At 52.2% G+C, this 21,468-nt stretch carries 20 protein-coding genes; 2 read left to right on the top strand and 18 right to left on the bottom strand.

The window, feature by feature from the left end; genetic code table 11:
- Positions 1-15: 15 nt before the first annotated feature.
- From PLZ73_02120 to wecB, 3 genes are read right to left on the bottom strand one after another with little or no spacing between them, the layout of a single operon-like run.
- On the bottom strand, positions 16-1,530 hold the full coding sequence (locus tag PLZ73_02120; GenBank protein ID HOO76664.1) for a glycosyltransferase family 39 protein: 1,515 nt from the start codon (positions 1,528-1,530) through the stop codon (positions 16-18).
- A 3-nt stretch (positions 1,531-1,533) separates the two neighbouring features.
- Positions 1,534-2,271 carry a glycosyltransferase gene (locus tag PLZ73_02115; protein HOO76663.1) on the bottom strand — a complete coding sequence of 246 codons (738 nt, stop codon included), beginning with the start codon at positions 2,269-2,271 and terminating at the stop codon, positions 1,534-1,536.
- On the bottom strand, positions 2,268-3,359 hold the full coding sequence (wecB, locus tag PLZ73_02110) for a UDP-N-acetylglucosamine 2-epimerase (non-hydrolyzing) (GenBank protein ID HOO76662.1): 1,092 nt from the start codon (positions 3,357-3,359) through the stop codon (positions 2,268-2,270). The genes PLZ73_02115 and wecB overlap by 4 nt, the downstream gene beginning before the upstream one ends.
- On the opposite strand from wecB, the gene PLZ73_02105 reads away from it, so the two are divergent.
- The gene (locus tag PLZ73_02105) at positions 3,300-3,452 is read left to right on the top strand and encodes a hypothetical protein (GenBank protein ID HOO76661.1); all 153 of its coding nucleotides are present in this window, start codon (positions 3,300-3,302) and stop codon (positions 3,450-3,452) included. The two genes, wecB and PLZ73_02105, sit on opposite strands and share 60 nt — an antisense overlap.
- A gap of 281 nt (positions 3,453-3,733) precedes the next feature.
- On the opposite strand, the gene PLZ73_02100 is transcribed toward PLZ73_02105, so the two are convergent.
- From PLZ73_02100 to PLZ73_02080, 5 genes are all read right to left on the bottom strand, one after another.
- Positions 3,734-4,138 carry a GxxExxY protein gene (locus PLZ73_02100; GenBank protein ID HOO76660.1) on the bottom strand — a complete coding sequence of 135 codons (405 nt, stop codon included), beginning with the start codon at positions 4,136-4,138 and terminating at the stop codon, positions 3,734-3,736.
- 603 nt (positions 4,139-4,741) lie between these two features.
- Positions 4,742-5,551: a methyltransferase domain-containing protein gene (locus PLZ73_02095; GenBank protein ID HOO76659.1), complete on the bottom strand. Its 810-nt coding sequence runs from the start codon at positions 5,549-5,551 to the stop codon at positions 4,742-4,744.
- Between the two features lie 229 nt (positions 5,552-5,780).
- Entirely contained in the window at positions 5,781-6,152 is a 372-nt protein-coding gene (locus PLZ73_02090) for a GxxExxY protein (GenBank protein HOO76658.1), read from the bottom strand.
- A gap of 55 nt (positions 6,153-6,207) precedes the next feature.
- Positions 6,208-7,668 carry a UDP-N-acetylglucosamine 2-epimerase gene (locus tag PLZ73_02085; protein ID HOO76657.1) on the bottom strand — a complete coding sequence of 487 codons (1,461 nt, stop codon included), beginning with the start codon at positions 7,666-7,668 and terminating at the stop codon, positions 6,208-6,210.
- Positions 7,665-8,849 carry a glycosyltransferase family 4 protein gene (locus tag PLZ73_02080; GenBank protein ID HOO76656.1) on the bottom strand — a complete coding sequence of 395 codons (1,185 nt, stop codon included), beginning with the start codon at positions 8,847-8,849 and terminating at the stop codon, positions 7,665-7,667. Before PLZ73_02080 ends, PLZ73_02085 begins: the two co-directional genes overlap by 4 nt.
- Here PLZ73_02080 and PLZ73_02075 point away from each other — a divergent pair.
- Positions 8,798-9,733 (top strand): hypothetical protein, encoded by a 936-nt coding sequence (locus tag PLZ73_02075; protein ID HOO76655.1) that lies wholly within the window; start codon positions 8,798-8,800, stop codon positions 9,731-9,733. The two genes, PLZ73_02080 and PLZ73_02075, sit on opposite strands and share 52 nt — an antisense overlap.
- On the opposite strand, the gene PLZ73_02070 is transcribed toward PLZ73_02075, so the two are convergent.
- The 10 genes from PLZ73_02070 to PLZ73_02025 all read right to left on the bottom strand — a co-directional run bounded on the left by PLZ73_02070 (position 9,679) and on the right by PLZ73_02025 (position 21,431).
- The gene (locus PLZ73_02070; GenBank protein ID HOO76654.1) at positions 9,679-10,992 is read right to left on the bottom strand and encodes a glycosyltransferase; all 1,314 of its coding nucleotides are present in this window, start codon (positions 10,990-10,992) and stop codon (positions 9,679-9,681) included. The two genes, PLZ73_02075 and PLZ73_02070, sit on opposite strands and share 55 nt — an antisense overlap.
- A 5-nt stretch (positions 10,993-10,997) precedes the next feature.
- Positions 10,998-12,395, bottom strand: a complete 1,398-nt coding sequence (locus PLZ73_02065; protein HOO76653.1) for a polysaccharide deacetylase family protein — start codon at positions 12,393-12,395, stop codon at positions 10,998-11,000.
- Between the two features lie 16 nt (positions 12,396-12,411).
- A complete protein-coding gene (locus PLZ73_02060) occupies positions 12,412-13,974 on the bottom strand; it encodes an alkaline phosphatase family protein (GenBank protein HOO76652.1) in 1,563 nt (520 codons plus the stop codon).
- Positions 13,949-14,641, bottom strand: coding sequence for a glycosyltransferase family 4 protein (locus PLZ73_02055; GenBank protein HOO76651.1), 693 nt, complete (start codon positions 14,639-14,641; stop codon positions 13,949-13,951). The genes PLZ73_02060 and PLZ73_02055 overlap by 26 nt, the downstream gene beginning before the upstream one ends.
- A 342-nt stretch (positions 14,642-14,983) precedes the next feature.
- Positions 14,984-15,631 (bottom strand): class I SAM-dependent methyltransferase, encoded by a 648-nt coding sequence (locus PLZ73_02050; GenBank protein ID HOO76650.1) that lies wholly within the window; start codon positions 15,629-15,631, stop codon positions 14,984-14,986.
- 908 nt (positions 15,632-16,539) lie between these two features.
- Entirely contained in the window at positions 16,540-17,829 is a 1,290-nt protein-coding gene (locus PLZ73_02045; GenBank protein ID HOO76649.1) for an ABC transporter ATP-binding protein, read from the bottom strand.
- 5 nt (positions 17,830-17,834) lie between these two features.
- Positions 17,835-18,620: an ABC transporter permease gene (locus tag PLZ73_02040; protein ID HOO76648.1), complete on the bottom strand. Its 786-nt coding sequence runs from the start codon at positions 18,618-18,620 to the stop codon at positions 17,835-17,837.
- Positions 18,621-18,636: 16 nt separating this feature from the next.
- Positions 18,637-19,098, bottom strand: coding sequence for a hypothetical protein (locus PLZ73_02035; GenBank protein ID HOO76647.1), 462 nt, complete (start codon positions 19,096-19,098; stop codon positions 18,637-18,639).
- 138 nt (positions 19,099-19,236) lie between these two features.
- Positions 19,237-20,904: a glycosyltransferase family 39 protein gene (locus PLZ73_02030; GenBank protein ID HOO76646.1), complete on the bottom strand. Its 1,668-nt coding sequence runs from the start codon at positions 20,902-20,904 to the stop codon at positions 19,237-19,239.
- A 158-nt stretch (positions 20,905-21,062) separates the two neighbouring features.
- The gene (locus PLZ73_02025; GenBank protein ID HOO76645.1) at positions 21,063-21,431 is read right to left on the bottom strand and encodes a four helix bundle protein; all 369 of its coding nucleotides are present in this window, start codon (positions 21,429-21,431) and stop codon (positions 21,063-21,065) included.
- Between the last annotated feature and the right edge of the window lie 37 nt (positions 21,432-21,468).

Raw genomic sequence — 21,468 nt, 5'->3', positions numbered from 1 at the left:
AAAATCCCGATCTATTTATTCTCCAATTATGTTCACATGGTAAATAGTATATCTTCCCTTGGATACAACCGGAGACAACTCTATTCCTGGATCGGAGGCCAACCAGCACATCTCCCCTCGTCTTATTTCTGCGGGAGACCTTCCCTTGATTCTATCGACTATCTTTTCCAACCAAGACCGTTGCTTATTATACGCGAAAATATAACTAATCTCCTTTCCTTGTGAGGCATTGCGTAACTCATCAATATTTTCCACTGCCTGTGGATCCGAAACTACTCCCTTCGACGTCGGGAAACAACATAATTCAGGATAAGCAACCCGTAAATATGAAAAGGTATTTGTCGGGCCGTCGGTAAGATATATTGTCGAATCAACGTCCTTGGCTATATTCAATACGCTGTCAAGTTCGCGACCGACTAGACCGACCTCTCCCAACGTACGCATCAAAAATAAGTTGACTGCCAAAATCGCCATAACAGTTACAACAGAGCATGCACAGGACTCCCCCAGAAGACGCAGTTTTTTTATACGCTCCAAACCCAAAGCGGCAATCAGGCCGGCTCCCAATATCCCCATATATTGGTGCCGCATGGCAACCGTTAATAAAACAATCAGCAACGCAACGGTAGGCAGGATATAGATGGAAGCTCCAAGCCGTAAGATGGGCCGTTTAAAATTTAAAATCCCCAATATGATCAGAGGCCACAAAACGCCGACGGCTAACAACGAATTCATTACGTTATATGGATAATCCCTGACACAACCTGAAAGTTGTTGGTTATCTGCCGCAGTATAAGGATTTATTCCCGTGATTGCAAAAAACAGCACTCCCGCAATCGCAAAGAAGATCGAAAATATAACAAACTTTTTAATGATATTTCTGTATTGGCGAGGGTTGTATAAAAGCATCCCGATTCCAAATGCGTAAAAAAGCGTTATGACTTCCATTCTACTGGTTACGCCACCCAATAAACTAATAGCGCTGCAAGCCATTAAGCCAAATTTCCAACCGTTTTTGGCGGTCCAACTCGAAACGAAGAGATACAGTGAAAGCACGACGAAAAATATAGCGGTTGTTTCAGTTAATGCTTTATAAGAAAGATACAAGGCAACCGGAGTACTAAGAGTCAGTATCGCTGATAATTTAGCGTATTTATCGTTTTCGGTGATAGATCGAATAATTCTTTCCCACCAAAAACCGACTGCTACCATCATCAGAGCAAACATTAAGCTCACGCAGAACAACCCTGATTTTCCAATGCCAAACAAAGCAAAAAAGAAATCTAATAACAATAAATGCGAGATTTTGGCTCGATACCAATCATATTCCCATGCCGCTCGCCCGCTTTGCATAAGCCAAGAATCCAAGTCCCAGACGTTAAGATAAGCAGTACGTGCCAGATAGGTATTTTCATCCCAGTCCCTATTCCCGTCGTAAGAAACAAATAAAAAGAGTAGATAAAAACCTATCGTTAGGAGACGTGAAGATCTGCAAATACGCAAAATTCCGCTGTTTTTTCCACTACTCATTCTTTACTTCAGCCCTAATCGCCGGCGGAGTAAAAGCATCAAAGTTTGCTTGACCGTCAATTTGACGTTCATTTTGCTGGGACCGGCCTTGAGATCGTATCGCAGGATAAAAGGGACTTCGGTAATTATCGGTTCGTAACGATTTACTTTTAAAAGCAAATCGACCATACAAGAAAAACCGGGTTCCGAAATAATTTCTTGGCCATAATCGGTAAATACCCTTTTGAGGAGAAATGCCTTATAGGCTCGATAGCCGCAGGTATAGTCTCTCACTCCCCTGATGGGAAAAGTAAGTTTACATAGGATTGCCGCTCCTCGACTCATTAACCTCCTGAAAAGGCTTACACCTCGTATCCGTGAACCTGCCCGATACCGGGAAGCGATAACGACATCATGACCTTCTTTAACAAGACGTACCATTCTGAAAACAAGGCCCGGAAGATGACTACCGTCAGAATCCATTGTGATAATAATTTCGTCATCGGCAGCGGTTTCCACCGCTCTTATCAATCCGGTTTTCAGCGCCTCAGCTAACCCACGATTAACACTGTGTGCAACAACTTCAATATCTATCGTCCCTTGGTAACTCCGAGCAATATCACCGGTACCATCCGAACTCCCATCATCGACTAAAATAATTCTCCAACGACGTTTTTCCTCCTCAAAAGCCCGAATAAAACTATCCAAAAGGTTCCCAATCGAACCGGCTTCATTGAATGCGGGCAACATAATCGTAATCATCGGTTACTCCCTCCTTTCGATCGGGATATATCACGGAAGAAATATCTCGTAATCTTGTCCATGATCCGTTTAGAAGCGGCTCCGTCTCCATACGGATTTTTCTTCCGTCCCAATTGCATTTTGCTATAAAAATCGTGACTCTCCAGTAACAGCTCCGCGGTAGAGATAATACGTTTTCGATCGGCGCCGACGAGCTTGGCCACCCCTAACTTCACGCCCTCCGGGCGTTCGGTCTTTTCCCTGAGGACCAGCACCGGCTTGTTGCAGGACGGTGCTTCCTCCTGAATACCTCCGGAGTCGGTGAGGATAAAATGCGACCGCTGCATCAGCTTGACCAAATCCCGGTAATGCAGCGGATCGACAAGCCAGACGTTGGCGATGTCGGACAATTCTTCCAATACCGGTTTCTTGACGTTCGGGTTCATATGAACCGGATAAACGAGCAACGCTTCGGGATGACGCCGGGCTATATCGGCCATCGCCCGGCAGATGTTCCGCAGCGGAATTCCGAAACTTTCCCGACGGTGTATGGTGATTAAAATCACCTTCCGATCCGCTTCGATCCGACGCAGGCGGGGATTAATAAAAGCTCGATTCAGGTTCCACACATACTGCAAGGCATCGATGACAGTATTACCGGTGACGAAGACCGACCCCGGATCTTTCCCCTCCGCAAGCAGGTGGCTTTTAGCCTCCGGAGTAGGAGCGAAGTGAAGATCGGCAAGAGTGGAAATCAGGCACCGGTTGGCTTCCTCGGGGTACGGCCGAAAGCGGTCGCCCGTCCTCAACCCGGCTTCGATATGACCGACGGCGATCCGGTTGTAAAACGCGGCCAGGGCCGCCATGGCCGCGGTCGTGGTGTCTCCCTGGACCAGAACCATCTCAGGCTCGACGTCTTCCAGCACCCCCTGAAGACGGGTGATGGTTCTGGCGGCCAGGCCGGTCAAGGTCTGATTTTTTTTCATCACCTTGAGATCGAAATCCACCGGAATCCGAAAATCCCGAAGCATCTGGTCGACCATCGACTGATGCTGACCGGTAAAGCAGACCTTGACCCGGAATCGACGGCGGCGGCGAGCTTCAAGGATAACCGGGGCGGTCTTGATGATTTCGGGCCGGGTTCCGATTACGAAAAGAATCTTTTTCATGCTTCACCTGCCATGGGATTCAATAAGTTGTAAGAGGAGATAGCCACAAAAGGCGCAAAATGCTCATGCTTTTGGGGGATGGCCACAAGAGGCACAAGAGGCGCATGTTTCTGGGGGATGGCCACAAGAGGCACAAAAGGCGCAAAATGCTCATGCTTTTGGGGGATGGCCACAAGAGGCACAAGAGGCACAAAAAGCTCAAATTCTTGAGGGAGTTTAATGACATCTCAATTTTCCGGTAGGGCTATGTTTTCAAATCCTTTGGAATATCACAAAAAATTGCTAACCGTTCGCGTCCCGTCGAATAGCCCTCTCTAGCAATCGCCTTCGCGTATGTCGTCGCGATTCAAGATATATTTTCTTATCTGCAGCCGAGGAGCGCCAAAGTTAATAAGCATACCGTGTTCCAACCCCGTGGCCCTCAAATAACCCAGTATCTGGGCCGTATGTTCCTCGGCTATATTCCGGCATGCCTTTAATTCGACGAGAAGCTCCCCTTCAATCAGCAGATCCGCTACGAATTGCCCCAACAATTCCCCATCTTCATCATAAACCGACACCGGGTATTGCCTTTCCAGTTTTATTCCGGCTTTATAAAGCCTGTGAACAAGCGCATTTTCGTATACTTTTTCAAGGTGACCCCATCTCAGATATTTATGTATCGCCATACTTGTTTCCCGTACCCGGTCACATAGTCTCATTACCTCCTTTTCTTCCATCGATTCTCCTTATTTCCTCTTGTGCCTTTTGTGCCTCTTGTGGCTATCTCTCCCCTCTTCCCCTGGATATCTTTGCACCTGATTTCTCTGATTAACCCTGATTGGGGAAGAATTCAGAATACAGTATTCAGTATTCAGTAGCCCCCAACCTCACCCCCTTCCCCCCTTCATGAACTTCATGTCCTTCATGGTCAAACAATTTTCCCGATGGGAAAAGGCCCATAGCTCCCACTGGCTGCTGGGCGGCATCTTCAGCCCGTCTTCAAACTTCTAAAGATCCTCTTGTGCCTTTTGTGCCTCTTGTGGCTATCTCTCCCCTCTTCCCCTGGATATCTTTGCACCTGATTTCTCTGATTAACCCTGATTGGGGAAGAATTCAGAATACAGTATTCAGTATTCAGTAGCCCCCAACCTCACCCCCTTCCCCCCTTCATGAACTTCATGTCCTTCATGGTCAAACAATTTTCCCGATGGGAAAAGGCCCATAGCTCCCACTGGCTGCTGGGCGGCATCTTCAGCCCGTCTTCAAACTTCTAAAGATCCTCTTGTGCCCTTTTGTGCCTCTTGTGGCTTCCTCTTTTCCCTCTTGTGGCTATTCCCCATTCATTTCCTGGCCAGGGTCAGCAGGTAAGGAAAAAAATCGGGACGAGTCCTTCCCAGGACAAATCCCACCAGGCGCCCGAAACGGCGGAACCACCGGCGCTGCTCGCCGCAACCGTCCAGGGAACTGTAATCGTCATGGAAATAAAACCGGACTTCCCGGAATCCGGCTGCACGAAGCTGTTCTTCCAATTCGGCCGGATTCAGACCTTTGAGGACGTGATGCCCGTATTCCGCCAGTTCCGCTTCTCCATGGCCGTCGGGGGGGTGCTCGTGCCTCCGAATCCGGCTGCCGCGCAGACGTACCAGGGCTGCCTTGATCCGGTCGTATACCCTTCCCCGCCGGGTGGCGTCGTGAAAGCGGTTGGGATCGTAATCGGCGTAAAAAAACCCTCCGGGTTGGAGGACCCGGAACGTTTCGGCCAGCAATGTCTTTTGATCGACCAAGTGATGAATAACCGAAAACGCGGTCACCCCCGAAAAGGTCTCGGCCGGAAAAGGAATGTGGTCGAAGTCGGCGCAGACGACGTCGGCTCCCTTTCCCGCCGCACGGCGGCACATCTCGAAACTGATATCGAACTGGAAAACCTCGGAAAAACGATTCCGGGCTTCGCGGAGAACGTTCCCGGTCCCGCACCCGGCGTCGAGCAGGCGACCGCCGTCGGCTCCTTGCCTGATGATATCCAGCACCTCGGCGATCCGGGCCTGGGTGACGCGGTTGTAATGGGCGGGATTTTCTTCGTCGTAGCGGGAAGCGCCCCGATCGAAGACCGCTCGGTTGGCCGATTTGACCCTGTCAGGTAAATTAGTCATTGCATACTTTCAAGCCGGAGAAACTTTTGCACCTGATTACTCTGATTAACTCTGCAAAGGGAAATTTTTAATGGGAAAGCAGAGCCTGCACTAAACCTCTTTTTCCACCATCCTATGCTCCACGCTCTAAGCCCTATGCTTCCTTCCCCCGAATCCTTTTTGCACCTGATTACTCTGATTAACTCTGACTGATAAATCGTAGGAACATTTCTCGTGGGCTGACCGGCTGTTAATGATGCAGGTATTTCCTCTTGGTTTGAACCGAGGTTCCGAAGTTAATCAACAGTCCGACTTCAAGCCGGCAACCTTTCAAGTAGTTCAATAACTGAATCTCATGCACATCGATGAGTTTCTTAACCGCCTTGATCTCTACCACGATCTTCCCGTCCACGAGCATGTCGATGACGAAATCGCCGACAATGTTTCCTTCATAATACACGGCTAAAGGCTTCTGTTGTTCCACCATCATACCGGTATTGCCGAGTTCGACGGCCAAGGCATTCTCATACACTTTTTCCAAAAATCCGAAACCCAGTGTCTTATGCACACGATAAGCAGCCTGTATTATTTTCTCCGTCGTCTCGCTATAGAGATATTCCATCCTAACCGTTCCATTCAGAGTAAATCAGAGTAATCAGGTGCCGACTTCCCTGCTCCTAAAATTTCAGGTATTCGATGTCGCCCTCGTCCGGGAATTCGAAGCCTTCGGCCTGGTGGGCCCATCGGAACGGCTTGGCCCCGCGCTCGATCAGGTCCGCCACCACCTCGATCATCTTCTTCCCGGCGCCGCTGCCGTAGAGGGAGCGCCGGGGGACCATCTTCCGGTACAGTTCCGGATTTTCGAAGAGGTAACCGACCATCGTTTCGATGAATTCGCCGCTGATCGGGGGAACCAGGAGGTTGCTCCGCGCCTGCATGACCGTTTCCGGCCGGTCGGTATTGAACCGGCAGGTAAGGCAGGGCTTTCCCAGCAGGTTCATCTCCTCCTGAACGCCGCCCGAGTCCGTGAGGACCGAAAAACAGCGGTCGGACTCGAGAAACTCGATCACATGGGAATACTTGGGCCAAACCTCGGTATAGAGGAAATTGGGCCGCCCGCGGAGACGGTCGAGATCGGGACGCAGGCCGTAGACGTCGAGAGCGTGGCGGGTCGCGTTCATCTCCACGAAATTCACGTTCCGGCCCGCCTCCACCAGGCGGACGATACCCTCGACGATGGACCGGAATCGGTGGGGAGTGAGGTTCCCGCGCCGGTGAATATCTATCCTCAGCCAGTCGCCCCGCCGTAATTGGGGATACTCATCGAAGACGCTGACGGGGTCCCGTTCCCGGCGCTTGAGCTCCAGAGCGTCGCTGACCACTCCGCCGATGACCCAGATGTTTTCGGCGGAATGCCCTTCCCGTAGGAGGTGGTCCCGGTTCAGCTCCAGGGGAGCGAAATGAAACTCGGAACCGGCGGCGGAGGTGAAGGTGTCGAACTGTTCCGGCATCGGCTCGTCACGCAGCAGCTCCCAGGGCCCGTTGAACTGCTTCTCGATGAAAGCCCCGGGTTCGAGCTCGACGATTCCTTTCATCTCCCGGGGAGCCATGCTTCTCAGCCCCGCCTCGTTCTGAATCGCTTTTTCCCCCCGGGAAAACATCCAGGCGGGCGGGATCATGCTGGTAAGAATGGTGTCTCCCAGGACCACGGGAACGACCGTGACTTCGGGCCAGCGCTCGCGCAGCATTTTCCCCAACCAGCGCATCTTGACCATCAGCTCCGCGCTCTTGAGCGCGAGATCGCCGCGGATACCGAGTTCCACCGCCACGTTCTTCCTGAAATCGAACTCGTCTTTCCCGTGGGTGAGGCGGGGATCGTAATGCTGCCCGGCGTCCAGGATCAGGTAGGGGATACCGGCGTCGCGGGCGGCGGCGATCGAGCCCCAGAACTTGTAGTAGCAGGGCTTGGTCCCGATGCAGAACACCAGAACCCAGCTGCCGATCTCCCGGGCCCGCTCCATCGCTTCCCGGATCCGTTCGGCGTCGACGAATATCGGGAACATCGTCAAACCCATCGGTTGGAACTGGGGAAGCTCGCTCTTCCCGAACATCAATTCGTAATTGGCATCGATACTCATTGGGCATGCTCCCTTGCCGATCGGGATGACGAACCGATCAGCGGCTCGAAAACGTTCATCAAGGTTTCAAGCATTTTAGGATAACCGTATTTTTCAATACACCTCTCTCTCGCCTTTGCCCCCATCTCTCCGGCTCGATTCCGGTCCCCGAGAGCTTTATCGAGAGCCGCGGCCATGCGAACCGGATCTCCCGGAGGGACCAGCCACCCGCATTCTTGGAGTATAGACGGGATATCGGAAACCGCCGTAGCCACGATCGGGCAGCCCAAGGCCATCGCGTCAAAAAGTTTCGCGGGGATATTAGCCTTCATCGTCGGCACATCCGGGGAAGGCAGCAGCACTACATCAGCGGCGGTCAGGTATTCCGGCATCCGAGAAAAAGGGACGGTTTCCTCGACAACGAGCTTATCTCCAATCTTTTCCTTGAGATTTCGAATAACCGTCGAGCCGGTTCCGGCTCCTATGACGGCCAACCGAAACCTCGGATCGGATACGGACCCCACGGCCGCCGCAACGGTTTCGACATCGAAGGCCCGCCGAGTCGGAGTTCCCAGATAAACCGCTATTCGATAATCGTCCCATCCCAGGCGTTTTCTGTTTTCCGACTTCGAAAACAACTTCGGGTCCAACACATCGGTGTTGCGCCCATGGGGCAACAGGACCCCACGACCGAAATAATCGCGGAGGAAGCTCGACACCACCGTCACGCCGTCGACCCGTTTTACCGCCTTTTCCGCCCAACGCGTATATAAAAGGCTCTCCGGGTCCCGGAGAAGCTCGCGTTTGGATTGGTCGCGGAGCCGGAATGATGTATACAAGGAAGACTCCCAGTCGTCGATATCGACCACGACCGGTATTCTTGCCTTCTTTTTTGCCAGCAGGGCCGGGAGCAGACTGGGAACGCGGGTCTTGACGGCGTACACGGCATCCGCGTCGATCAGATTTTTCAGTCGGTGGAGCGCTTTGACGAAACCCGGGAAAAGGCGCCCCCCCGTCGAGACTTCCACACTCCTGATCGGGATGTGGGTCGATGCCCACGGGGCCCAAAGTCCGCTTTTTTCGGTTATCCCGACGATTTCGACCTTGTAGCGCAGAGCAAGGACTTCGGCCAGCAGCGCGGCTCGGCCGAATGGCTGATGAGAAAGATCGTTACAGACAACCGTTATTTTTTCCCCGCTCATCACCCGAACCGCTATGGTTTCGACTTGATCCCGAGAAGAAGGAGTATTCGGCCCCGTTTCAAGAAACCGTTGATCCGATTAGCCCCTTCCGCGAGTCTCGTCCCCATTCTGTGCCCGAAAATTTGACGGCTGAAGGGGTAGCCGGTCCTGAAATATACACGGTAATTAACACCGGCGTCGGCCACCATTCTCAGAAGCGCCCGGGGAGAAAGCCCCCTTTCCCGAGGAGTTCCGACCGAGGGTTTTTCAACCGGAGAGGCCTTGCGCCCAAGAACTATCTTCCCGGCTTTTTCCACTATCTTCACCAGGAGATCAACCGGGTTGCGATCGATATCCGTTGGCTCCTGGATCCTGATGCCCCCCCCCGCTTTAAGGCAGCGGACGCTCTCGAAGATCGCCGTATCGAATCTGGGCAGGTGATGCAGCGTACCGGTTATGGTTACGCAATCGAACACCTCGGAAGCGAACGGCAGGTTTTCCGCGTCCCCGACAACGAAGTGGATTTTCGCCGAAAGACCGGCTTCTTCCGCTCTTTTCCGAGCGATATCTATCATTTTCTCGGCGATATCCATCGCTATCACCATTCCCGCCCCGGAAGCCGCTTCAACGGCTACCTGTCCCGTTCCGGTTCCGCAATCGAGAAAACAACCGCCTCGAAACCGGGAAAACAGTTCTTCGACTTTTTTCGCCGCCGGACCAAACTCGGCCTCCTCATGCCTCCGCATGGCATACCAACAATCGTACTCACCGGCGATGAGATTGTGGTGGGCCCGCTCGAGCCTTTTCCACTCCCGTGTATTCTCCGATTCCATCCCCTCGTTCCCTCGCGTCATGTTTCCCGTCCCGTTAAGCCATCCAGGATTTCGGCAAACTTTCGGGCGTGAAGAGACCGATCATACTCATCCAACTTGGAAGCGTCGACCCGGCACCGGGCCGCTCCTTTACCGTGAAACGCGGCTGTAATCGCCGCGGCCACCGCGGCCGGGTCGGGGGGAGACACCACCAGACCCGCACCGGTGGCACGGATCACTTCCGCCGCCGCGCCCTCCGACACCAAAGCCAGTATCGGCCTCCGGGAAGCCAGATACTCGAAAATCTTGTTGGAAACCACCATCTCGCCCCGCGGAACGTCGCCGAGAACCAGCAAGAGCAGATCGGATCCCATCATGGTCCGGGTAGCCCGGCGATGAGGCAGAAAACCGGTAAAGGCGACCCATGGCTCCAGTTTTCTTTCCGCCACCGCCCAAGCCAATTCCGGGTTGGGCGAACCGATGAAGTTGACCCTGAGTTTTTCAGCCAGCCGCGCGTCGGCGTCCACGGCGTGGCGAACGCCGTCGAGGAACACCCCGGGCCTGATTTCCTGGGTAAAGGTCCCGGCGTAGGAAATATTCCATTTCCCCGGCGCCGGATCGAGGGGGGGCTCGTGAAAATCATCGGGATCGAACCCATGCGGGATGGTGTGGAATTTCTCCGGATTTTCCGCGCCGGCGAGCCCGATGTGGCTGGCATTGATTTCATCGAGGATGCCGGTAACGGCGTCCGCTTCTTTCAAAACGGATCTTTCCAGAACTTCCTCCCTGCGCCGGAGGCGACCGGTCTTCGAGTAACGCCTATCCAGGGTCCACAGATCGCGCCAATCGGCAATCCAGGGAAGCCCGGATTCCCTCTTCAAGCGCATAGCGACGATATGATTGCTGTAGGGAGGAGCCGTGGAGAGGATCGCCGCCGGACGGTGCCGGGTTATGATCCGGCGCCCCAACCGTCCGGCCCACGGCATCCAGGCCGCCGTGGGATCGGGAACCAGTCGGCGGCTGAACCGGTCGTACCATCGATCCAGGCGCCAGTCGAGAGCATCAAGCGCCCGCCGGCCGCGCACTGTTCCCGCCGGTATCGCGCGCCGCGCGAACCGCTTGGCCGTGTCTAGCATAAACAGAGGTTCGGGCGAACGCGCCCTGTAAACGAGAAGCGAGGTCGGCAGCTCGTCGAAAAGGCTCATATCCATCCTCTTCACGGTTTCATGAGGGTTGCGGGCGCAGAGGATGACCGGTTCCCAGCCATACCGGGGCAGGTACTTGGCGAGTTTCTGCGCCCGCATGACCCAGGTTCCTCCCACCGGGGGAAACCAATAAGAGATCAGCAGCACCCTCTTCAATGCGCTCTCGCACTCCATAACCCTATCACCTCTTCCGGAACGGTCAGGAAGGCCTCTTTTTCCCTTAAATACTCGATGGTGCGGGCAAATACCGAATTCCAACCGGGGGGGGCAGCCCTTCCCAGTGAGGAGTTGTGCCAGAGCAAAACGAAAACCCCTCCAACGGACCTGATTTCATCTATCAGCTCGACCATTAGTTTCAATCCCTGTTCGGGCTCCAGGTCAAGATAACGGATCAGGGATGATTCCATTATCGTTAGCGGCAGTTCCCAGATACCCATCTCGCGTCGAAATTGGGTATCGAAGGGCATGAAAGGCAAACAGGTTCCGGCCCGGAAGCCGGGGGCCTCGGCGTAAGCAAGCGTCGTATCGTAAACGAACCCGGATTCCTCCTGGACCCGCCACGTGGATGGTACGCTGAACCGAAGAAAATGTTGGCGCACGCCGATGACCGGACTCCCCGTCACTTCTTCCAGGGCCGCTTTCTCGCGGGAAAGCAATCCCGCATCGAGGAATGAATCATAAGACCCATGCAAACCTATCTCGTGCTTACGCCCCAGCCTGCGAATAAGCCGACGAAAGGACTTGTCTTCGAGACTGTTGCACCCGTCGAATCGAGTTTTCCCACCGACGAGAATGTAAAAGGCTGCACGGGAAAGGCTGTCGTAATAATGAAAGGTATCGAACGGATCGGAAAGAAATAATTCTCCGGCCGCCCGAATCGCCCCCCGTACATCGCCGTGTTTTAAAATAGCCGCCGCCGCGCCGCGGAACAGTTGCCACCTTCGATAGCGTCTGAAGTGATCGATGTCACAGGTGATACAAGCAGCAAATTTCCGGCCGGACCAGGGGGCCTTACGCACCAAGGAAAGTCCGATTTGTTGGACCCAATCCAAGATCCGCTCGGCGTACCTATCGGCCAATGGTTGTTTCAGCAGGTTCGATTGACTTAATAAACTCCTTGCCGCGGGATAACGCTCGAATCTATCCCGTTCCCCCCTTCTTGTCTCTTCCAGGCGGCTTAAAAGATAAAATATCCCGGCAATAAGATCCTCTTCGGTTCGGACCGAAACATTCCCGTTCTGGAATGTTTCTTCGGCCCGGTTTTGCCCGAAGAGTATCGGGCAAGCGTTATGTCCCGCCGTTGTCTTAGATACGCCAACCTCGGGGACACGACCGATAAGACCCGAGGGAATAATCTGGAGTAAGCGACGGGAATGGCCGGGAGGAGGCACCCTACCATATGCAATAGTGACGGCTTCAGCCGGGACTGGACCACCCATTCCATACGGAGCAACGACCACCTCGGGCGATTGGAGACGGTTCGCTAGGAAATGGAACACGTATTCGATCTCGGGGCGATGCCCAAGGTCCTGGTAGGTGCAGTAGAGCATTCGGATGACCTGCCCGTCACAGATATCCCAAACTCTCGAGGCGTTGCGTCAATTCGGCCTGTTCGGAAGGTGAGGCAACGGCCGGATCTACCCTGATGGGCTCGCGTTTGCGCACCGTCCTAGCCGCCGGTTCGCTCCCCGCTTCAAATAATTCCCCAACAACCCGGCCGTCCATATCCTCGGGAATCTCCATCCCGAGCCAATGCATAATCGTAGGGGCAAGATCGATGATGTTAATCGGCCCGGGACACGGCCCCGGGTGAATCCCCTCGCCAGCCGCCAGGAATATCCCTTCCCGGACATTTTCCGCCCTCCACCGGGTGGGAAGACTGAAGGCTGTGGGGTTGTACGAAGCCACCGTGTATAGGTCGTGGGCCTGTTCGAACACCAAGTCAGGGGCAAAATCCAGATAGGGACCTCGATAGACTTCCTCCCGGGCGTAGACTCCCCGCGCAACCGGTTGACCCGAAACGGGATTTTTCAGGCTAGTCAAGCCTTCTTTAACTCGGCTCCGCACGCGGTAGTACTCCTCATCGTCTTTATCTCTTAGAATATAGACGACCCCCTGACCGAGTCCAATAGCGCGGGATTTCTCCCAATCGACTATTTCTAGAGGAATCGGGCTCAGGGGACTCTCCGATAGGAAGAGTAGAGATGAAAGGGCCCGGGGGAGGGTGTGACGGAGTCTCTCTTTGAGCCCGCGAGCCTCGAAGAAATCCTTCAACAAACCTCTGGGATTGAAGCCGAAAGGTTTGACCGCGGCCAGGCGCCGGCTCCAATGTGCACCCGGGATCAGAGAAAGCAGACCTTCCTCCTCCAACCAGCGGTTAATATGGAAGGTCGCACTTACCTTCCCTATCCCGTGGTCCGACATGAGAACAATCCGGAGATCGGGGCGCGCCCGAAAAATGCCGAGATAACGGTCGATTATTCTCCAGGCAGCAAGTGTGGCGGGATGATCGAAAAGAAAATGCTGAAGATTGTTGCTATAATAAATCGAAAGCTGGAGAAAATCGACCTCATCCAAAAGGGCCTCGGCGACTCGGAACCGTGTTCCAATTAAGTCGAGTATCCCCGCGATAGCCTCCTTGTTATCGTCCTCCTGGGTCTGGAGCGGGATGCGAGGGTGGACCCGGTATCCGAACTCTTCGCGCAGACGAACCTCCATTTCCGGAGGCTCGGCATACCCCGTCTCGGCGGCATCGGGCGGCCCTGCTATCCAGAACCCGCATGTGCGCTTGGGGGGATAAGAAGTGGGAAAGTTCAGAACCCCAACTCTCATCCGTTCCGCTAGATAATCGAAATAATCGGCGGACTTGAAGGTCTTCGCATCAAAGCCCCGCAACCGCCGCGCCTTTTTATCAAGCATCTTCCACCAATAAACCCCCAACTTTCCCGGATTCTTCCCTGTGGAGTAACAGCGCCAGTTGGGACAGGTAACGGCTGGGAGCTGGGCCAATGAGACTCCCCAGCTTCCTTCTTCCCGCAGGAGCGCTAAGTTGGGAAGTTCTCCGTCTTTCAACCAGGGCCCCAGGAGATCCCAGTTGGCCCCATCAAGACCGATCACGATCGTCTTCAATCGTCTCTTCCTTTTTATCTTGAACAAGCTCCCGCAAAACTCGAACCAGACCCTTTTCTCTGGCTTTCAAGTCAAAATTGGCGATTACCCTGTTCCTGGCCTTTTCTCCGGCTGAAGCCGGGAAGCACAAGGCTCGGGAGATGGCCGCGGCGGCGGAAGCCGGATCAGCATATTCGGCAAAGACACCTGTCTCTCCGACAACTTCGGGAAGCGAACCCCTCCCGGTCACCACGGGGATACAGCCGCAGGCCATGGCTTCGGCCACCGATAGCCCGAACCCTTCGTGTGCCGAAAGCTGGACATAAACCCTTGCTTTCTGGAAGTATTCCAGCCTTTGCTCATCCCCTACAAAATCAAGGTTGGGAGGAGCAATCGTGCGAAGATAATCGATGGTTCCATCCCGGTCCTTCCCGACCAGAGCGAACTTGATATGTGGCAAAAGAGCTGCTGCTTTGACAAAGTCTTCGTGTCCTTTTCTTTTCAGGTTTGAACGTGTAATCCAACCACCACTTATAACCAAATCCTCCTTCTCTCGGGCAGGACGATATCGGTCGACGTCTATTCCTCCCACATAGACAACCTCCATCTTCTTCGGGCTGGCCCAGCGCCGGACCTCGGAAGCCGAAAACTCGGAGAAGGGAATGACCAGATCCACCCCTTCCAGCATTGAACGACCCCGTTTCCGACCCCGCTGGAACCGCATGGCCCCGTAATTCGCCTCAGGAACCGCGGCAACATCCACCCCTCCGGCTACGAGTGCTGTCTTGACTCCCATCAGCCGGGCCATTTGGGCCGCCCGAGCGCCATACCCGGTCACAAACCAGAGGAAAAGAATGTCTGCCCTGGCCAGGGCTGCCAGGAGCCGGGGCCAAGTCCCACCCCCCTTCCACTCTAGCGTCCTGACCACGAATTCGTTCTGAAGAATGGCTAAGTCATTCCGACGCCATTGAGCCAAAAAATCGTGAATTACTACAACTCTTGTTTTCTTTCGGTGCATACTACTTTCCGCTCAGCGCAGAACCGCAATAATTTCTAGTGTATCTCCCAACCCTATCCACTCTAATGGCCTGCGGAATAACCATAACAATGGTATAGCCAAGATCATAAAAATATGACGCATAACTGTATTTAATGAATACAGCCCTTCGCGCAAAGCTGGCTGGCTAAAAACCGTGTTAATTTTCACTATTCTAAAACCTGCTTGTTCTAACCCTTTTTTTAAGTTCTCCTTATTAAAATGAATAACATGTTCACTAGGGATAAAAAAACGCCACTTAGTTCCAAATAACCACCTGTTCATCGATGAAATATTTGGGGTAGATAAGGCAAATATCCCCCCTTTATTTAATAACTTACCGACGCCACCCAGAATTAGAGCTGGACTATCGAGATGCTCAAGCACCCCCCACATAGTTAGCACATTGAAAGTCTCACCTTTTAAGCATTCTAGTGATTCGCCTGTGTATATCCTTCCCTTAATGCTACTATTTTGAGCGGCTATCTCCGCGGCGGACTGGACTTCAAATCCCCAGGCGTCAAAACCTTCTTCCAAAGCTATGCTTATAAACATTCCCGTACCACATCCAACATCAAGTAAGCGTCTCCCTCGTGCATGAGCCTTCAGTCTACGAATCCTCTTCATCCAACCCCGACGCATTCTCTCATAACTAGGAGTTCCTGGTTCCGGGAAATATCGCCTAGTATCCCGTAAGTAATATGCTCGATCATAATTAACTAACGGATGCTCTGTTCCAGAAGTAGTGAATATCAAGCCACAATTGCTACACTTGAAATATGCAATACCACCTTTTAAAAAAATGAAACGTACCCCGGTATAATCATCACAGAATCTACAATATTGCATTCTGTCGGACTTAGCCTCGCCTTTACCGATCATCATTTTCCCTGTATTCACCAATTAACAGGGCATTTGCGCTCGGATAAGGTTTGCCATACTGCCGCTTGAACGCAGTAAACATATCGGTTTGCTCCCACCTATTATCCGCTGAAACCCGGTGCATGAAACTACAATTGGCAAGCGGAACCTTTCCATTAAAAATACTTTCGTCCAAGAATAAGTTATACCCAAGCGGAATGCTGAAAATCACCCTCCCGCCAGGGTTTAGAAAACGTTGAAAACTTGTCGTCAAACCCAGTATTTTCTCTTGGTCTTTATTACCTTCATCCAAACCGATGTGTTCAAAGGTTGAGATACTTATACAAAGGTCGTAACGTCGCTTCGGGGTGTAAGTCAGTACATCCTCGCGTATAATCGAGCGGCGAAACGAAATCTCGTATTTATCAACTACATCGTGGGTTAATCGTCGGTAATGGGAAAGTACATTGCCTATTTCTAAAACAACTTCCGGAGGGTATTGATGCAACAGATTAAGAAATATGGGGATTTCTATCGCCCGCTCATTCCGCCAAGTATGGTTGTGATGATGAATGCAGTACAGATAATTCCTACCGTTGAAGCGAAATGTTTCATAGCGTAGCGGAGATTTTCGATGAAAACAATACCACCTAATAAAGTCCTGGAGAGAAGCCTTTTCCCGTTTTAATTCATGTATTAGACTGTATCTCATCCGAAACCCGCCAAGAGTGGGGGACGTGTATTGGTGACATATTAAAATTATTTGAGAACGCCCGAAGATACTTCCCCTCGAAACCGTATACTTCGTAGCCACTGACCACCTTGAATGTCCCCCATAGACTCTGATAGAGAAGTGTCTCCACACACTTCTCTCCGCGGATATAACCTGTTATCTGATATTCTCCTGGAAAAAGCGGAAGAGACGAGAAAGTACAATCGAGCTGGCCGCTTCCGGAAAGACAGCAGTTATTTCCATCAAAAAACATACTGGCAAAAAACGCCACCCTGCTACCGGACATCACACGGATGAGGACAAATGGTTTAACTGCTTCCGGAACAGAATAATGAATTCTCACAGTTAGGGGCGCTCCGTAGGCAAATGACCCTGACTTAGTTCCCCCTCCATCGAGAATTTCGACGTTGTGAATCTCGAGGACACTAGAAGATGGTGAATGGATTTTCTCCTCTCCTTCCTCCAAAACAGACTTGGTCCTCAGGGAACTTCGGGTTGAGGACATATATTTTTCCACCATAGCGGCCGGTTCGCCCTCCGCCTGGATCTCTCCATCCTTGAGAAAAATACAGCGGTCGCACATCGCCACCACCGACGGCATACTGTGGGAAACAAAGATGATTGCTATATCCTTTTCCTTGAACGAGAGCATCTTCTCCACGCAGCGAGTCTGGAAATCGGCATCGCCGACGGCCAGAACCTCATCAACAAGCATTACGTCCGGCTCCATACTTGCAGCGACGGCAAAACCCAGGCGCACTCTCATTCCCGAAGAGTATTTCTTCAGGGGAGTGTTCATGAATTTCTCCAGCCCCGAAAACCGCACGATGCTGTCATAGCGGTCTCCGATCTCGGCCCGACTCATCCCCATTATTACGCCGTTCATATAGACGTTTTCCTTGCCGGTCAGCTCGTTGTGGAAACCGGCGCCGATCTCGATTAGGGCTCCGACCCGGCCGAAGATCTGGGCCCGGCCCTGAGTGGGCTGAGTGATGCGGGAGAGTATTTTCAGGATGGTCGACTTGCCGGCTCCGTTGGGACCGATCAAGCCCACTACCTCGCCTTTCCTTACCCGGAAGGACACATCACGCAGGGCCCAGATCTCCCTCTCGGGATCGATGCGGTGAAGCCCGCGGTTCTCCGGGCGCATCCGCCAACGCAGCCAGTGAAAGGCATCGGACAGACCGCCAGGGTTTATCCGAAACTTTTTCGAGACCTTATCGAAAATTATGCCTTCTTCATTCATATCCACTAGACCACGTCGGCAAAACTTCCTTCCATCCTTTTAAAAATCGAGTAAGCCATTACCAGCCAGATAATCGCCATCGCCAGCACGATCAGGGTCAAAAAACCGTCGGGCGGCATCTGGTGAAGGATGATCCGGCGGTAACCATCTATTAACCCCGCCATCGGATTGACCGCGACATACCAAGGCCGATATCGCTCGGGGACCTTGCTCATCGAGAAAACTATCGGAGTAGCGTACATCCAGGCTTGGACAAGAAAGGGAATGCCATGTCGAATATCCCGATAATAGACGTTCAGGGCGGACATAAGAAGGACGACACCAACGGTAAATAGTATCTGGAGAAAGACCAGCGGAGGGACCAGCAGAAGTTCGGGACCGAAGGGGATTCCGTAATAGATCATAAAGGCAACGAAAATCACGGAGGCGATCAGCATATCGACAAGCGCGGCCAGGACCGCCGAGATCGGCAGAATTTCCCGGGGAAAGTAGATCTTCTTGATAAGGTCGGCCATTCTTAACATAGAGTTAGGACCGAAAGACAGCGAGGTGGAAAAGAACGTCCAAAAAATTAAAGCGCTGTAGGAAAATATCGGATAGGGAAAGTTCTCGCTGTCCAGATGAAGAAACCGGGAGAAAATCACGGTAAAAATCACCATCATCGCTACGGGTTGGATTACAGCCCAACCGACTCCGAAAATCGTTTGCTTATAGCGAATCTTGATTTCTCTGATCGTAAGGGTAATTATTAACTGTCTATACCCCCATAATTCTTTCAAAGATTCCATCATTGTCCGGCCTTGGCCATCATTCGAGTCCGCTACCTAATTCCAGCAATAGAGCTATTTTCCGATGAGAGTTCTTAATCATCTCCAATCTGCTGCGACAGAACTCTTTCTCGCCTTTATCGACCTGTCCATCTTCATCGGAAATGGATGTCAGCAGCTTGATCGATTCGTCGGCAGCAATAACGGATGAAGATAGTTTGCCTCGGACAAACGGTAATATACCCTTACGGAGAATATCTATGAAATCAGTTCTGGCTTCATAGTAATCCCGACGGCTGCCGGCCACCCAGACTTTACGTACCGCCGACCATTTCACAAGATCGCGTATATTCGTGGAGACCGAAGCTTTACTGATTTTCAGCTTTCCGGCCATATCGTCTAGGCTCATGGGACTGGGGTTGAAATAAAGCAACGCATACAATTGCCCCACGATACGACCCAAGCCAAAATCCTGAGTGGTCCTACCCGCCGCTTCAATCATATCGCGTCTTGCTTGTTCTACAGAATTAACCACGATTACCTTCGGGGCCTGAAATTTTGTTTAGTATATATTGAACATACTAAACGTTGTCAACCACAAAGCCTCAAACAGGATGACCGGTGAGGTTCACGGCCGGGGTTAATAAACGCGATAGATATCGATGCGCGGACCGGGGCAGGCAGGCCCGGGAGAAAAAGATTTGAGCAGCTTTCCCTCCTCCTCCACCCAACGGTAGAACAACCGCCGGTTGCGAACCAGTTGGGGGTATTTGGCCTCGACCAGGTCGTCGTTTTCGTAGTCGTCGCGAACTCCCGAGCTGATGACGAAATATTCGACTCCTTCCTCAAGCAGATAGCCGATGTCGACCGGCTGTTTGACATTGAGGTCGTAAATCCGGTGCCACGGCGTCGGGGGGTGATCGATAAAGTAGCGGAGAGCCCGAGAGTCGGTCTCTCCCCCCTTCATCCTTTCCCGGTACAGCGCCTTCAATTCCCCGGGCGACATTCGATATATATCGTAATCGATCACTGAATAGAGCCGGATATTGGGCCCGGCATAACCGGTGCTTTCCACCGCCACTCCGGCGCGGTCGGGAATGTTGTCCAATATCCATTGCCGAGCGAGGTCGATGGTGTTGAATTCGCTTCGGGAAAGGTCGTAGGAAACAATCTCCGGAATCCCGGGGCTGACCAGGAGAACCGTCACCATGGAGAATATCCATGCATGGCGCCTTAGCTTTTCGTGCGATGTTATCTCCCCCACAAAGGAAGCTGCCGACAGAAATAAAAACGGCATGATCGGTATTGCGTACCGAGGAGCGGCAAGTTGCGATTTTCCCATTACCGCTAGATATACGATGGGAAATATAATGATGGTCGCGCTGCTTAGCTTCCTCCCGCGGATAACCAACCAACCCATTCCCGCCCAGGAGATTACATAAAGAGGCCAACCCAATGAGACGGGCAAATAAGTAAATAGATAAGCTACCCAGCCATTGCTCACCTCCGCCCCGAGAAAGTTGGTATCCATTCCTTCATTAAACGAGAGAGAAGCCGTGGCATTGTATAACCCACCGAGTAAGTGGGGAAGATCCGTAACCAGCTCCGGTGTAAACAGAATAGACGAAGCAATAAATACACCTATCAATGCCAGGGTGTCGGAGGCCTTTTGGGCGAACCGGGTTCTTGACGAGAAGAAAATAATTCCAACGGGAATAAAATAAGCTAGATAGTAGATCCGGATCGAGATAGCGGCGGCCAGAAATATTCCCACCGCAATCAATTTTAGAAAACTTTTCCGGCGATGATACCCCGCCACGAAGAAGAGAGCCGCCATCCCGAAAAGCAGAGCGAAGGCTTGGCCTCGAGCAAACTGGGAAATTTGAATATGGGTTAAATTAAAGGCCAGAAAAAAAGCGGATGCCAAGGAAACGCCTCGATCAAAAAAACAACGGCCCAACCGGTAGAGCATCCAGATCCCAACAATGCCGGCGGCGCTTTCAACCGCGCGCCCAACCCAATAAAATATGAGTGGATCGGTATAATACCGCCCCATGAAAACCTCAATACTGGGAAATATTCCTCCTATCCGGCCGACCAGAAAAAACAGGGAGTAAAACCCGAACATGAGGTAGGTATAGACACCCATGAACCAATTCGGAGTGAACTCTCCCGCGCCGATTTTGAGGGAACGGTAAAGCTGAAAAGACTCGTCGGGAAAATGGCGGTACCAGATTCCCCCCAGGCGCGCCGCCGCGCCTAGAACAAGGATTCCGGTCAAGATCCAGTTGGCCTTTTTCCGATTCATAAATCAGCGTTCAGGGGAAAGAGCATAGAGCATAGGGCATAGAGCATAGAGTGACAACTATCCACGTAGAGTTTTCTGGAAACCGCTGATCATCCGACAAAAACCTAGGGTTCAGGGGAAAGAGCATAGAGCATAGGGCATAGAGCATAGAGTGACAACTATCCACGTAGAGTTTTCTGGAAACCGCTGATCATCCGACAGATCGTATCTAACTCAACCAATAAGTATTCTTTTTGTTCGATGCTGATTAAATCTCGCTTTTGAAGGATAAAGAGCATGTTGGCATTCTCAAAAGTGGAGCGTCGGGCAATATTCAGAAACTGATTAAACTCTTTTCGCGACCTACTTCCGGAACCCTCAGCTATATTATTCGACATCGAAAGAGCCGCACCCCGAATTTGGTCTGCAAAGCGAAAAAGTCTCTTCTTCTCTACCTCATCTGCTATATCCAATAACTTGATCCCAACCTCGACAGATTTACGCCAGATTTCAAGATCTTCAAATCTGAACTTAGCCTTTCCTGCCATATCGGGCTCCGATTTATTCTCCCTATTTATCCTATCT

It is taken from the genome of bacterium (assembly GCA_035380285.1).
Classification (GTDB): domain Bacteria; phylum Auribacterota; class Erginobacteria; order Erginobacterales; family DAOSXE01; genus DAOSXE01.
This window is presented reverse-complemented; position numbering and strand designations above follow the sequence as displayed.

What these genes read in the sequence shown, in the direction of transcription:
- PLZ73_02120 (HOO76664.1), bottom strand. Translation starts at nt 1,530, where the DNA reads ATGAGTAGTGGAAAAAACAGCGGAATTTTGCGTATTTGCAGATCTTCA.
- PLZ73_02115 (HOO76663.1), bottom strand. Translation starts at nt 2,271, where the DNA reads ATGATTACGATTATGTTGCCCGCATTCAATGAAGCCGGTTCGATTGGG.
- PLZ73_02105 (HOO76661.1), top strand. Translation starts at nt 3,300, where the DNA reads ATGCTGACCGGTAAAGCAGACCTTGACCCGGAATCGACGGCGGCGGCG.
- PLZ73_02100 (HOO76660.1), bottom strand. Translation starts at nt 4,138, where the DNA reads ATGGAAGAAAAGGAGGTAATGAGACTATGTGACCGGGTACGGGAAACA.
- PLZ73_02095 (HOO76659.1), bottom strand. Translation starts at nt 5,551, where the DNA reads ATGACTAATTTACCTGACAGGGTCAAATCGGCCAACCGAGCGGTCTTC.
- PLZ73_02090 (HOO76658.1), bottom strand. Translation starts at nt 6,152, where the DNA reads ATGGAATATCTCTATAGCGAGACGACGGAGAAAATAATACAGGCTGCT.
- PLZ73_02085 (HOO76657.1), bottom strand. Translation starts at nt 7,668, where the DNA reads ATGAGTATCGATGCCAATTACGAATTGATGTTCGGGAAGAGCGAGCTT.
- PLZ73_02075 (HOO76655.1), top strand. Translation starts at nt 8,798, where the DNA reads ATGGCTGATGAGAAAGATCGTTACAGACAACCGTTATTTTTTCCCCGC.
- PLZ73_02080 (HOO76656.1), bottom strand. Translation starts at nt 8,849, where the DNA reads ATGAGCGGGGAAAAAATAACGGTTGTCTGTAACGATCTTTCTCATCAG.
- PLZ73_02065 (HOO76653.1), bottom strand. Translation starts at nt 12,395, where the DNA reads ATGCTCTACTGCACCTACCAGGACCTTGGGCATCGCCCCGAGATCGAA.
- PLZ73_02055 (HOO76651.1), bottom strand. Translation starts at nt 14,641, where the DNA reads ATGCTGGAAGGGGTGGATCTGGTCATTCCCTTCTCCGAGTTTTCGGCT.
- PLZ73_02050 (HOO76650.1), bottom strand. Translation starts at nt 15,631, where the DNA reads ATGCGTCGGGGTTGGATGAAGAGGATTCGTAGACTGAAGGCTCATGCA.
- PLZ73_02045 (HOO76649.1), bottom strand. Translation starts at nt 17,829, where the DNA reads ATGAATGAAGAAGGCATAATTTTCGATAAGGTCTCGAAAAAGTTTCGG.
- PLZ73_02040 (HOO76648.1), bottom strand. Translation starts at nt 18,620, where the DNA reads ATGATGGAATCTTTGAAAGAATTATGGGGGTATAGACAGTTAATAATT.
- PLZ73_02035 (HOO76647.1), bottom strand. Translation starts at nt 19,098, where the DNA reads ATGATTGAAGCGGCGGGTAGGACCACTCAGGATTTTGGCTTGGGTCGT.
- PLZ73_02030 (HOO76646.1), bottom strand. Translation starts at nt 20,904, where the DNA reads ATGAATCGGAAAAAGGCCAACTGGATCTTGACCGGAATCCTTGTTCTA.
- PLZ73_02025 (HOO76645.1), bottom strand. Translation starts at nt 21,431, where the DNA reads ATGGCAGGAAAGGCTAAGTTCAGATTTGAAGATCTTGAAATCTGGCGT.